Origin of the sequence: Streptomyces sp. A0592, assembly GCF_004795115.1 — a bacterium.
GTDB lineage: Bacteria > Actinomycetota > Actinomycetes > Streptomycetales > Streptomycetaceae > Streptomyces > Streptomyces erythrochromogenes.
Genome location: NZ_SSBM01000009.1, coordinates 104,834 through 117,444 on the forward strand (window position 1 = coordinate 104,834; position 12,611 = coordinate 117,444).

Genomic DNA, 12,611 nt, shown 5'->3' on the forward strand with positions numbered 1-12,611 from the left:
GGCTCCGGGACGTCGACACCGGCCCCGCGTGCGGCAGAATCTCCCGCATGGGGATAGTCGCCGGGCTGGACAGCTCTTCCGCCTTCACACGCATCGTCGTCTGTGACACCGAGACCGGCGCCGTGCTGCGCCAGGGGTACGCGCCCCATCCGCAGCCCGTGGGTGAACCCGACGGCGCCAGCCCCCACGAGACCGATCCACAGGCCTGGCTGCTCTCGCTCGGCGAGGCCGCCGGCGGCGGGATCCTGGAGGGGGTCCAGGCCATCGGCGTCTCCGCGCAGCAGCACGGCCTGCTGCCGCTGGACCCGCAGGGCGCGCTGGTGCGCCCGGCCCTCGTCGGCAACGACAAACGCGGCCAGGTCGCGGCGGCCGAACTCACGGAGGCCTTGGGCGGGCGGCACGCCTGGGCCGAGGCGGTGGGCTCGGTCCCCCACTCCGCCCAGCCCGTCGCGAAGCTGGCCTGGCTGGCCCGCACCGAGCCCGAGGCGGCCCGGCGGGTGGCCGTGCTGATGTCCCCGCACGACTGGCTGGTCTGGCAGCTCCTGGGCCGCCCGGCCCGCCGCACCACCGACCGCGGCGGCGCCTCCGGAACCGGCTACTGGTCGGCGGCCGCCGGAGCCTGGCGGCCCGACCTGGTCGAGCTGGCGCTCGGGCACCGGGCGCTGCTGCCCGAGGTGCTCGGCCCGGCCGACGCGGCCGGGACCACGCCCGAGGGGCTGCTGATATCCGCCGGGACCGGCGAGACCATGGCCGCGGCCCTCGGCCTGGGGCTGGGCCCCGGCGACGCGGTGGTCTCGCTGGGCGCCTCCGGTTCGGTGATGGCGGTGCACCACGAGGCGCTGTCGGAGCCGGGCGGGCTGATCACCTCCCTGGCCGACGCCACCGGCATGCACCTGCCCGTGGTGAACACCTCGAACGCCGTACGGGCCCTGCGCGGCACCGCCGAGATGCTCGGCACCGATCTGGAGGGGCTGTCCGACCTCGCGCTGAAGTCGACGCCGGGCGCGCACGGCCTCGTACTCCTGCCGTACCTGGAGGGTGAGCGGACGCCGAACCTGCCGCACTCCGCCGGCACCCTCACCGGGCTGCGCCGGGACTCGATGAAGCCGGAGCACCTGGCCCGTGCGGCCTTCGAGGGCATGCTGTGCGGCCTGGTGGACGCCCTGGACGTGCTGCGCTCGCGCGGGGTCGAGATCCGCCGGGTGTTCCTGCTGGGCGCGGCCGCGGAACTGCCCGCCGTGCAGGCCGCGGCCCCCGGGCTGTTCGGGACGCAGATCGTCGTGCCGGCTCCGGCGGACTACGCGGCGCTGGGCGCGGCCCGCCAGGCGGCCTGGGCCCTCGGTGTGGCGCACGGCACGCTGGCCCCGCACACCCCGCCGGTCTGGCCGGCCCCCGCGGCGCAGGTCTTCGAACCGGGCGAGGACTTCCCGGCGTGGCAGGGCGTGCGCCAGCAGTACATCGCGACGCGGGAGCAGATCCACCCCGGGGCCTTCTGACCCGGACCCGCGCCGGTTCCGGCCCTGCCGCGGTGGTCGTAGGACCCCCGCGGCGGGGCTGGTCCTTTTGACCGGCCTTTGCGAAATCCGGTGGGGATCCGTGGGCCGATTGGCCGAAGATGGGTTGAACCCCCTCGATTGCCGACCGGAGCCTGCGCGTGCTCATACGACTTCTGCGGACCCACCTGGGCCCGTACCGGAAACCCATCGCGGCGCTGGTCCTGCTGCAACTGCTGCAGACCAGCGCCAGCCTCTACCTGCCCACACTCAACGCCGACATCATCGACAACGGTGTCGTCAACGGCGACACCGGCTACATCCTGCGCTTCGGCGCGCTGATGCTCGGCGTCTCGCTCGTCCAGCTCGTCGGCAACGTCGGGGCCGTCTACTACGGCGCCCGCACGGCCGCGGCCGTCGGCCGCGACGTCCGCGCCGCCGTCTTCGACCGGGTGCAGAGCTTCTCCGCGCGGGAGCTCGGCCAGTTCGGCTCCCCGTCACTGATCACCCGTACGACGAACGACGTCCAGCAGGTCCAGATGCTGGTGCTGATGACCTTCACGCTGATGGTCTCCGCGCCGATCATGTGCGTCGGCGGCATCGCCATGGCGCTCTCGCTGGACGTGGAGCTGTCGGGCGTCCTGCTGGCCGTGGTGCCCGTGCTCGGGATCTCGGTCGGCGCCATCGTCTTCCGGACGCGGCCGCTGTTCCGCCAGATGCAGGAGCGCCTGGACACCGTGAACCGGGTGCTGCGCGAGCAGATCACCGGCAACCGGGTGATCCGCGCCTTCGTCCGCGACGACTACGAGAAGGACCGCTTCCGCGAGGCAAACGCCGACCTCACCGGGGTCTCGCTGGCCGCGGGCAAGCTGCTGGCCCTCATGTTCCCGACGGTGATCGTGGTCGTGAACATCTCCAGCGTCGCCGTCATCTGGTTCGGCGCGATGCGCGTGGACAGCGGCGGCATGGAGATCGGCCAGCTGACGGCCTTCCTGGCCTATCTGATGCAGATCGTCATGTCCGTGATGATGGCCACCTTCATGTTCATGATGGTGCCCCGCGCCGAGGTCTGCGCCGAACGCATCCAGGAGGTGCTGGACACCGAGTCCAGCGTCGTCCCGCCCGCCCACCCGGTGCGCGAACTCGCCCGCAGCGGACTCCTGGAGCTGCGCGGCGCCGACTTCCGCTACCCGGGCGCCGAGGCCCCGGTCCTGCGCGGCGTGGACCTGGTGGCCCGCCCCGGCGAGACCACGGCGGTGATCGGCTCCACCGGAAGCGGCAAGTCCACACTGCTGGGCCTGGTGCCGCGGCTGTTCGACGCGACCGGCGGCGAGGTGCTGGTCGACGGGGAGGACGTACGCGCCCTCGACCCCGAACTGCTGGCGAAAACGGTCGGCATGGTGCCGCAGAAGCCCTACCTGTTCTCCGGCACCGTCGCCTCCAACCTGCGCTACGGGCGCCCCGACGCCAGCGACGAAGAGCTGTGGCAGGCGCTGGAAGTGGCCCAGGCCAAGGAGTTCGTCTCGGCGTTGGAGGGCGGCCTGGAGGCCCCCGTCACCCAGGGCGGCACCAATGTCTCCGGCGGTCAGCGCCAGCGCCTCGCCATCGCCCGCACGCTCGTGCAGCGCCCGGAGATCTACCTCTTCGACGACTCCTTCTCGGCCCTGGACTACGCGACGGACGCGGCGCTGCGCGCGGCGCTCGCCCGGGAGACCGAGGACGCGACCGTGGTCATCGTCGCCCAGCGGGTCGCCACGATCCGCGACGCCGACCGGATCATCGTCCTGGACGAGGGGCAGGTCGTGGGCGAGGGACGCCACCACGAGCTGATGGCCGGCAACGAGACCTACCGGGAGATCGTGCTCTCCCAGCTGACGGAGGCGGAGGCCGCATGAGCGGGCCCGGAGGACGGATGATGATGGGGCCGGCCCAGCGGTCCCTGGACTTCAAGGGATCGGGCAAACGGCTGCTGGGCCAGATCGCACAGGACCGGGCCAAGCTGTGGGGCATGGTCCTGGCCGTCGTCGGCAGTGTCGCCTGCGCGGTCGTCGGGCCGAAGATCCTCGGCGAGGCGACCGACCTGGTCTTCGCGGGCATCGTCGGCCGGGAGATGCCGGCCGGTGTGACCAAGCAGCAGGCGCTGGACGGGATGCGCGCCCGGGGCGACGACGGCATGGCGGACATGCTGTCCGGCACCGACTTCACCCCGGGCCGGGGCATCGACTTCGGCGCGGTCGGGGTCGTGGCGGTCTGGGCGCTGGTGGTCTTCACCCTGGCGGGCCTGCTGATGCTGGTCGCGACCCGGCTCTCGAACCACGTCATGAACGGCACCCTCTACCGGATGCGCGAGGAGCTCCAGGCGAAGCTGTCGCGGCTGCCGCTGTCGTACTTCGACCAGCAGAAGCGCGGCGAGGTGCTGAGCCGGGCCACCAACGACATAGACAACATCGGCCAGACGCTGCAGCAGACGATGGGTCAGCTGCTGAACTCGCTGCTGACGATCGTCGGCGTGCTCGCCATGATGTTCTGGATATCGCCGCTGCTGGCGCTGGTCGCGGTGGGGACCGTACCGGTCTCGGTCTACGTCGCCGCGAAGATCGGCAAGAAGTCGCAGCCGCAGTTCGTGGAGCAGTGGAAGACGACCGGCACGCTCAACGCCCACATCGAGGAGATGTACTCGGGGCACAACCTGGTCAAGGTCTTCGGCCGGCAGAAGGAGTCCGCGGCGCTCTTCGCCGAGCAGAACGAGGCGCTGTACCGGGCCTCGTTCAAGGCGCAGCTGGTCAGCGGCATCATGCAGCCGGTGATGTTCTTCATCTCGAACATCAACTACGTGCTGATCGCGGTGGTCGGCGGGCTGCGGGTCGCCTCCGGCACCCTGTCGATCGGTGACGTGCAGGCCTTCATCCAGTACTCGCGGCAGTTCTCGATGCCGCTGACGCAGGTCGCGTCGATGGCGAACCTCGTGCAGTCCGGCGTCGCCTCGGCGGAGCGGGTCTACGAGCTGCTGGACGCGCCGGAGCAGGAGCGCGACGCCGACGTGCCGGAGCGTCCGCAGGAGCTGCGCGGCCAGGTCACCTTCGACAAGGTGGCCTTCCGCTACGAGCCGGACCGGCCGCTGATCGAGAACCTCTCGCTCTCGGTGGAGCCGGGCCACACGGTCGCGATCGTCGGGCCGACGGGCGCGGGCAAGACGACCCTGGTCAACCTGCTGATGCGGTTCTACGAGGTCACGGGCGGCGAGATCGCCCTGGACGGGGTCGACATCGCCAAGATGACCCGCGACGAGCTGCGCGGCGGCATCGGCATGGTGCTCCAGGACACCTGGCTGTTCGGCGGCACCATCGCGGAGAACATCGCCTACGGTGCTTCGCGCGAGGTCACTCGCGCCGAGATCGAGGAGGCGGCGCGGGCGGCGCACGCGGACCGGTTCGTCCGGACGCTGCCGGACGGCTACGACACCGTGCTGGACGACGAGGGCGCGGGCGTCAGCGCGGGCGAGAAACAGCTGATCACCATCGCCCGGGCGTTCCTGTCGGACCCGGTGATCCTGGTCCTGGACGAGGCGACGAGCTCGGTGGACACCCGTACCGAGGTGCTGATCCAGAAGGCGATGGCGCGGCTCGCGCACGGCCGTACGTCCTTCGTGATCGCGCACCGGCTCTCCACGATCCGCGACGCCGACCTGATCCTGGTGATGGAGAGCGGCTCGATCGTGGAACAGGGCACGCACGAGGAGCTGCTGGCGTCGGGCGGCGCCTACGCCCGCCTGTACGCGGCGCAGTTCGCCCAGGCGGTCGCCGAGGTCGACTAGGCCGTCCCTCCCGCGGGCGGCACGGCCGGGCGGCACGGCGCGGGGGCGCTCGGGTACGGGGACGTACTCGGGCGCCCGAGCAGCACCCGGGGATCCGCTGCGCGGTGGCGGCGTCGCTAGCATGACGCCATGGCATCGGACGTGGTGATACGCCCTGCTCGGGCGGAGGACGAACGCGAGTTGGTGGAGCTGCTCCGCTCGGCCTGGTCGCGCGTGAGCGAACCGGGCCCCGAGCGTCCGGCCGACGCGGCCCTCTTCGACGAGCGGCACCCCGTGGAGGACTTCCTCGTCGCGGAACGCGGGCGAAGGATCGTGGGGTACATCGCCCACGCCCCGGCGAGCCCCCTCGAATCGAACCGGCACGTCCGTCACATCCAGGGACTGGCGGTGCTCGGGTCCGCCCGCGGCAGCGGGATCGGTCAGGCCCTCGTGGAGGCCGTCTGTGCCGCCGCCCGGGCCGGCGGTGCCCGCCGCATGAACCTGCGCGTGCTCGGCCACAACCTGCCGGCGCGGCAGCTGTACCTGCGATGCGGTTTCGCGGTGGTCGGTGTCCTGCCCGAGGAGTTCCTGCTCGACGGGGCCTATGTCGACGACGTCTGGATGAGCCGGAGCCTGGCCGACCTCCACGAGCCCGCGCAGCCGTAGCCGCGGCCGCAGCCTGCCGGGGTGGTGCCGACCGGGCGGGGGCGCCTGGCGGGGCGCCCCCTCTTCCGTCGGTCCGTCGGTCCGTCAGTCCGTCAGTCCAGGTAGCCGCGGAGCTGGTCGGCGAAGGCGTGGTCGCGCAGCTTGTTGAGGGTCTTGGACTCGATCTGGCGGATCCGCTCGCGCGTCACGCCGAAGATCCGGCCGATCTCCTCCAGGGTGCGGGGGCGTCCGTCGGCGAGCCCGTACCGCAACTGCACGACCTTGCGCTCGCGTTCGCCGAGGGTCGACAGGACCGCTTCCAGGTGCTCGCGCAGCAGGAAGAAGGCGGCCGACTCCACCGGGGATGCGGCGTCCCCGTCCTCGATGAGGTCGCCGAGCGCGACGTCGTCCTCCTCGCCGACGGGGGCGTGCAGGGAGACCGGCTCCTGGGCGAGGCGCAGCACTTCCAGGACCCGCTCGGGGGTCAGCTCCAGGTGGACGGCGACCTCCTCGGCGGTGGGCTCGTAGCCCCGTTCCTGGAGCATGCGGCGCTGTACGCGGACGACGCGGTTGATCAGCTCGACGACGTGGACGGGCACCCGGATCGTCCGGGCCTGGTCGGCGAGGGCCCGGGACATCGCCTGCCGGATCCACCAGGTGGCGTAGGTGGAGAACTTGTACCCGCGGGCGTAGTCGAACTTCTCGACGGCCCGGATCAGCCCGAGGTTCCCCTCCTGGACCAGGTCGAGCATGGTGAGCCCGCGGCCGACGTACCGCTTCGCGACGGAGACGACCAGCCGCAGGTTCGACTCGATGAGGCGGCGCTTGGCCATGCGCCCCATGACGACCAGCCGGTCGAGGTCGACGGCGAGCTGGGAGTCGAGGTCGGGGGTGGTGCCGAGCTTCTCCTCGGCGAACAGCCCGGCTTCGACGCGCCGCGCCAGGTCGACCTCCTCGGCGGCGGTGAGCAGCGGGATCCTGCCTATCTCGCGCAGGTACTGCCGGAACAGGTCGGCGGAGGGTCCCGCTCCGCCGCCGCTCCCGTCGCTGTCCCGCCTGCGCTGCACAGGCACCGGCTCGATCAGCTCCAGTACCTCGGGCTCTTCGTCCACGGCTTTGGCCTCCGAGGACTCGCTCGCGTTCACGGTCAGGGTCCGGGTCTGCACGGGGGCGACCTCCAGGGCTCCGAGGACGGGGGCACCGCATTCAGTGTGGGGTAAGACACATCGCTGCCACGAGGGGCGTGCGAGCACTTTCTGAGTCCGGTGCGTGACCGATGGTTACCCCCTGCCGGGAACCCCGATGCGGATCGGACGCATGTCCGAGATGATCGGCTGCAGGCATGAGTACGAAACCCACGTGACGGTGCGCTGCGCGGACGCGGCGGAGCCGGCGCGGCTCGACGCCTGGGCCGCTGCGCGGGAGTTGAAGGTGACCCACATCCGGCTGGCGCGGGGGCGGATGGTGTCGCAGCCGATGCTGACCCTGCGGAACCGCACGGGCCACGAGCTGCTGGTTCCGCAGCTGCGGGCGGCCGGCTTCGATCCGGTGCGGGTCAAGGTGCCCTGGCCCGGCTGGTGGAGGCCCTGCGTCCGACGTTCGAGGCGTCTCCGGGCTAGGCCGGCTCGACGCGGACCGCGCAGACCTTGAACTCCGGCATGCGGGAGGTGGGGTCGAGCGCCGGGTTGGTCAGGGTGTTGGCGCGGCCCTCGCCGGGCCAGTGGAAGGGCATGAAGACCGTGTCCGCGCGGATGGTGTCCGTGATGCGGGCCGGGGCCACCGCGCGGCCGCGGCGGGAGGTGACTGCCAGGGGGCTGCCGTCGACCGCGCCGAGGCGGGCGGCGAGGCGGGGGTGGAGTTCGACGAAGGGACCGGGGGCGGCCTCGTTGAGCTCGTCCACCCGGCGGGTCTGGGCGCCGGACTGGTACTGGGCGACCACGCGGCCGGTGGTGAGCAGGAGCGGGTAGTCGGCGTCGGGGATCTCGGCGGCGTCGCGGTGGGCAACGGGGACGAAGCGGGCCCGGCCGTCCTCGGTGGCGAAGCGGTCGAGGAAGAGGCGCTCGGTGCCGGGCGAGCCTTCGGGGCAGGGCCAGAAGACGCCCTGTTCGGCCTGGATGCGGTCGTAGGTGATGCCCGAGTAGTCCGCCGGGCCGCCGGCCGAGGCACGGCGCAGTTCGCCGAAGACCTCCTCGGGATCGGTGGGGAAGCCCTTCTCGACGCCGAGGCGGGCGGCGAGCCCGTGCAGGACCTCCAGGTCGCTGCGGACGCCCGGGGGCGGGGTGAGGGCGCGGCGGCGCAGCAGGACGCGGCCCTCCAGGTTGGTGGTGGTGCCGGTCTCCTCCGCCCACTGGGTGACGGGGAGGACGACGTCGGCGAGGGCGGCCGTCTCGGAGAGGACGACGTCGGCCACGGCGAGGAAGTCCAGTGAGCGGATCCGGTCCTCGACGTGTGCGGCGCGCGGCGCCGAGACCACCGGGTTGGAGCCCATCAGGAGGAGGGACTTCACCTCGGTGCCGAGGGCGTCGAGGAGTTCGTAGGCGCTGCGGCCGGGGCCGGGGAGGCTGTCGGGGTCGACGCCCCAGACCCCGGCGACGTGGGCGCGCGCGGCCGGGTCGGTGAGCTTGCGGTAGCCGGGGAGCTGGTCGGCCTTCTGCCCGTGCTCGCGGCCGCCCTGTCCGTTGCCCTGGCCGGTGAGGCAGCCGTAACCGGAGAGGGGGCGGCCGGCCCGGCCGGTGGCCAGGCACAGGTTGATCCAGGCGCCGACGGTGTCGGTGCCCTTGGACTGCTGCTCCGGGCCGCGTGCGGTCAGCACCATCGCGGAGTCGGGGGCGCAGAAGAGTCCGACCGCCTCGCGCAGGGCCGGGACGGGGACGCCGGTGATGCGTTCCACCAGCTCGGGCCAGTGGGCCATGGCGGCGGCCCGGGCCGCTTCCCAGCCGGTGGTGCGGGCGGCGATGAACTCCTCGTCGGTGCGGCCTTCGGCGACCACGAGGTGCAGGAGGCCGAGGGCGAGGGCGAGGTCGGTGCCGGGGCGGGGGGCCAGGTGCAGGTCGGCCTGTTCTGCGGTGCGCGTGCGGCGCGGGTCGATGACGATGAGGGTGCCGCCGTTGGCCTTGAGCTCGGTGAGGTAGCGCAGGGCGGGCGGCATGGTCTCGGCCAGGTTCGAGCCGACGAGGACCACGCAGCCGGTGCGGGGGATGTCCTCCAGCGGGAAGGGCAGGCCACGGTCGAGCCCGAAGGCCTTCTGGTGGGCGGCGGCCGCCGAGGACATGCAGAAGCGGCCGTTGTAGTCGATCTGCGAGGTGCGCAGGGCGACGCGGGCGAACTTGCCGAGCGCGTACGCCTTCTCGTTGGTGAGACCGCCGCCGCCGAAGACGCCGACGGCGTCCGGTCCGTACGCGCGGGCCGTGCGGGCGAGGCCTGCGGCGACGGTGTCGAGGGCCTCCTCCCAGGTGGCGGGTTCGAGCCGCCCTGCGTGGGTGCGGACGAGCGGCTCGGTCAGGCGCACCCGGGAGGAGAGCACGGCGGGAGCGGTGCGGCCCTTGCCGCACAGCGCGCCCCGGTTGACCGGGAAGTCGGCGCGCTCCTCCACCGTCACGCCTGCGCCGCTCGGCTCGGGGCGCAGGTTCATCCCGCACTGCAGCGCGCAGTAGGGGCAGTGCGTGGCGGTGGCGGCGGGTGCTCCCGGGGTGTGCATGCGGTCCAGCGTGCGTCGGCGGTGTTACACGGGCCGCCGTCTCCGGTTACACCTCCCGTACGGCTCCCTCAGCAGCGCCCGGCCCCGCCGGTGAGGCGGCGCCCGCCCCGCGCCGCAGCGGGGGCCGGTCAATGATCTCGACGTACACGATCCGGCAGTCGACGACATCGATGTTCAGGAGGCCGCGCTCCGGGATGAGGCTCTTGCCCCGGGTGGGGCACGCCGATTCACGTGCCTCGCGCCGCGCGGCGGGCCGGTGCGGCGCAGGGCCGGGCGGTGGGCTGCGTCAGCGGCCCGTCAGGTGTTTCACCGTCAGGCCCGCGGTCCAGCCGCCGTCGACCGCGAGCTCGGCGCCCGTCATGTAGGCGGCGGCGTCGGAGAGGAGGAACGCGACTGCGGAGGCCACCTCCTCGGGGACGCCGACGCGGCCCATGGGGGCGCCCGGGTAGTTGCCCTCGCCCGCCCGGATGCCGATCGGGGCGGTCATGGGGGTCAGCGTCATGCCGGGGTGCACGGAGTTCACGCGGATCCCGGCCTCGGCGAGCTCCACCGCGCCGATCTTCGACAGGCCGCGCACACCCCACTTGGAGGCGCCGTAGCCCGCGGTGAGCGCGAGGCCGGTCAGGCCTGCGGCGGAGGAGATGTTGACGATGGACCCGCCGCCGTTCGCGCGGAGCAGCGGGATCGCGGTCCTGATCCCGATGAACACGCCGACCAGGTTGATCTCGACGACGCGGCGGAAGCTCTCGACGCTCTCGTGCTCCAGCAACTGGCCGGAGGCTATGCCGGCGTTGTTCACGAGGCCGTCGATCCGGCCGAACTCGGCGACCGCGTACTCCAGCGCCGCCGCCCAGTCGTCCTCGCTCGTCACGTCGTGCCTGATGAAGCGCGCCGCGTCGCCCAGCCTGGCTGCGGTCCCGGCAGCCTCCGCCTCCAGCACGTCGGTGATCAGTACCCGGCCGCCGCCGTCGACGACGGCCCGCGCCGCCGCGGCGCCCAGACCTCGGGCTCCGCCGGTGACGACGACGACCTTGCCGCTCAGATCCACTCCAGCCACGCTCACGCCCCTGACGCTCGTACCGACCGATCAGGCATATGACTAATCGGCATATGAAGCGGTGCGTCAGTCTGCCAGAGCAGCCAGGGCCCGCGTCACCCCTTCCTCCTTCGGACCCAGGAACCGCGGGGAGGGCTTGAGGGCCGCGTCCAGCGCCGCCTTGCCCGATGCGAAGAACTCGCGCGTCTGGCCGTAGTACCAGGTGGCGTCGTGCACGTCGGCCACCCCGACCCCGTACGAGTCCAGGCCCGCCGCCTGGCACAGGGCGACGGCCCTGCGTATGTGGAAGCCCTGGGTGACCAGCACGGCCCGCTCGACCCCGAAGATCTCCTTGGCCCGCACACAGGAGTCCCAGGTGTCGAAGCCGGCGTAGTCGCTGACGATCTGCGTGTCCGGGACCCCGTGCTCGGTCAGGTACCTGCGCATGGCGTCGGGCTCGTCGTACTCCTTGCGGCTGTTGTCCCCGGTGACCAGCACCACTCTGACCTTGCCCGTGCGGTACAGCTCGGCCGCGGCGTCGAGCCGGTCGGCGAGATAGGGCGTGGGCCGCCCCCGCCACAGGCCGGCCCCGAACACCACCGCCACGTCGGCGGCCGGCGCGTCGGCCGTCGTCCGCAGCCGGTCGGCGGCCGACGCGTGCGTCCACGCCGACGGCAGCAGCGCCAGCGCACAGGCCGCCATGACGGTCTGCACCGCCAGCCGTCTGCCCCGGACTCCCCGCAGCCGCCGCGGCCGTCCCGGCAGCCGGTCCGCCACCGCCCGCACCCAGGCCCCTGCCCTCGCCCGGACCCTCGGCCCCGCCACCGCCCGCGCCCGCGCCCAGCCCTTGATCTCCATGACCGCCCCTCCCGCACACCGCCCGCACACACCGTTCGCACACATTGACGATCACCGCTGTGCCCGGAGTTCCGGCACCGCCCCCTTTCACCCGTACGAACGACCGAGTGAGCACCCCGCAAACACCCGTCACCCCGGCGCAACGCACCCGCAATCTGCAGCCCGCAGGATCGGTTCATGACGGAGCCGGTGCACCCTCCCGACAGCCTCGCCCTCACCTCCCTCCCTTCCCTCGCCTCCCTCCCGTTCGGCAGCGCGGCCGAACTGCTGACCCGGATCACCGCCCAACTCGGCACGCAGCTCAGCGGACTGCGACCGCCCCGCACCCGCCCCCTCGGAGACCGCCCATGCAGCAGCCCGCCCTCGTCGCCGTGGCCCACGGCAGCCGCGACCCCCGCGCCCTGCACACCGCCCTGGCCCTCCTCGAACGGGTCCGCGAGCTCCGCCCGCGGCTCGACGTCCGGCTCGGCCACATCGAACTGAACGAGCCGCTGCTCGACGACACCCTGCGCGGGACGTCCGGCGCGGCCGTGCTCGTCCCGCTGCTGCTCGGCCGGGGGTACCACGTCAAGCGCGACCTCCCCGCGGCCGCGGCCCGGGCCGCCCACCTGCGCACCCGCGTCGCCGCCCCGCTGGGCCCGCACCCGCTGCTCGTCGAGGCCCTGTACGAACGGCTCCTGGAAGCCGGCTGGACCCCCGGCACCGCCGTGGTGCTCGCCGCCGCCGGCTCCCGCGACCCCGACTCGGCGGCCGACACCCGCCGCACCGCCGCGCTGCTCGCCGGCCGCCTCGGCGGTGTCCCGGTGGTGCCCGCCTACGCCTCGGCCGCCGCGCCCGACGTCCCCGAGGCCGTCCGGGCCCTGGCCGCCCGCGGACACCACCGGACGGCCGTGGCCTCGTACTTCGCCGCTCCCGGCCGCTTCGCCACCCAGACCGCCGCCGCCTCGCCCGGCCCCGCGTCCGCCCCGCTGGGCGACCACCCGGCCCTGGCCCGCCTGCTGCTGCGCCGCTACGACGAGGCCCTGGGCCGTCCCGCCGCCCTCCCCCGGCCGGAACTCGTCTCCGCCTGATCCCGGTTTGTCAGTCGTT

At 73.0% G+C, this 12,611-nt stretch carries 8 protein-coding genes and 1 pseudogene; 5 read left to right on the plus strand and 4 right to left on the minus strand.

Features of this window, described 5'->3' with window-relative positions; genetic code table 11:
* Positions 1-47: 47 nt before the first annotated feature.
* The 4 genes from E6U81_RS15775 to E6U81_RS15790 all read left to right on the plus strand — a co-directional run bounded on the left by E6U81_RS15775 (position 48) and on the right by E6U81_RS15790 (position 5,952).
* Positions 48-1,496, plus strand: a complete 1,449-nt coding sequence (locus tag E6U81_RS15775) for an FGGY family carbohydrate kinase (RefSeq protein WP_136230709.1) — start codon at positions 48-50, stop codon at positions 1,494-1,496.
* Positions 1,497-1,654: 158 nt separating this feature from the next.
* Complete coding sequence (locus E6U81_RS15780; protein ID WP_136230710.1) at positions 1,655-3,388, plus strand: ABC transporter ATP-binding protein; 1,734 nt, start codon at positions 1,655-1,657, stop codon at positions 3,386-3,388.
* Positions 3,385-5,307 carry an ABC transporter ATP-binding protein gene (locus E6U81_RS15785; protein WP_136230711.1) on the plus strand — a complete coding sequence of 641 codons (1,923 nt, stop codon included), beginning with the start codon at positions 3,385-3,387 and terminating at the stop codon, positions 5,305-5,307. The genes E6U81_RS15780 and E6U81_RS15785 overlap by 4 nt, the downstream gene beginning before the upstream one ends.
* A gap of 129 nt (positions 5,308-5,436) precedes the next feature.
* Positions 5,437-5,952, plus strand: coding sequence for a GNAT family N-acetyltransferase (locus E6U81_RS15790; protein WP_136230712.1), 516 nt, complete (start codon positions 5,437-5,439; stop codon positions 5,950-5,952).
* Positions 5,953-6,044: 92 nt separating this feature from the next.
* Here E6U81_RS15790 and E6U81_RS15795 read toward each other — a convergent pair whose 3' ends face one another.
* From E6U81_RS15795 to E6U81_RS15810, 4 genes are all read right to left on the minus strand, one after another.
* Positions 6,045-7,082: an RNA polymerase sigma factor gene (locus E6U81_RS15795; RefSeq protein ID WP_346766151.1), complete on the minus strand. Its 1,038-nt coding sequence runs from the start codon at positions 7,080-7,082 to the stop codon at positions 6,045-6,047.
* Between the two features lie 464 nt (positions 7,083-7,546).
* Positions 7,547-9,628 (minus strand): molybdopterin oxidoreductase family protein, encoded by a 2,082-nt coding sequence (locus E6U81_RS15800; RefSeq protein WP_136230713.1) that lies wholly within the window; start codon positions 9,626-9,628, stop codon positions 7,547-7,549.
* Positions 9,629-9,914: 286 nt separating this feature from the next.
* Positions 9,915-10,691 carry a glucose 1-dehydrogenase gene (locus tag E6U81_RS15805; RefSeq protein WP_168714638.1) on the minus strand — a complete coding sequence of 259 codons (777 nt, stop codon included), beginning with the start codon at positions 10,689-10,691 and terminating at the stop codon, positions 9,915-9,917.
* Positions 10,692-10,751: 60 nt separating this feature from the next.
* Positions 10,752-11,366, minus strand: a complete 615-nt coding sequence (locus tag E6U81_RS15810; RefSeq protein WP_240803846.1) for an ElyC/SanA/YdcF family protein — start codon at positions 11,364-11,366, stop codon at positions 10,752-10,754.
* 333 nt (positions 11,367-11,699) lie between these two features.
* Here E6U81_RS15810 and E6U81_RS15815 point away from each other — a divergent pair.
* A pseudogene (locus E6U81_RS15815) lies at positions 11,700-12,592 on the plus strand (sirohydrochlorin chelatase).
* Positions 12,593-12,611: the final 19 nt, after the last annotated feature.

Bases quoted from the DNA above. Each gene is read 5' to 3' on its own strand.
- E6U81_RS15775 (WP_136230709.1), top strand. From the start codon at position 48: ATGGGGATAGTCGCCGGGCTGGACAGCTCTTCCGCCTTCACACGCATC.
- E6U81_RS15785 (WP_136230711.1), top strand. From the start codon at position 3,385: ATGAGCGGGCCCGGAGGACGGATGATGATGGGGCCGGCCCAGCGGTCC.
- E6U81_RS15790 (WP_136230712.1), top strand. From the start codon at position 5,437: ATGGCATCGGACGTGGTGATACGCCCTGCTCGGGCGGAGGACGAACGC.
- E6U81_RS15800 (WP_136230713.1), bottom strand. From the start codon at position 9,628: ATGCACACCCCGGGAGCACCCGCCGCCACCGCCACGCACTGCCCCTAC.
- E6U81_RS15810 (WP_240803846.1), bottom strand. From the start codon at position 11,366: ATGGCGGCCTGTGCGCTGGCGCTGCTGCCGTCGGCGTGGACGCACGCG.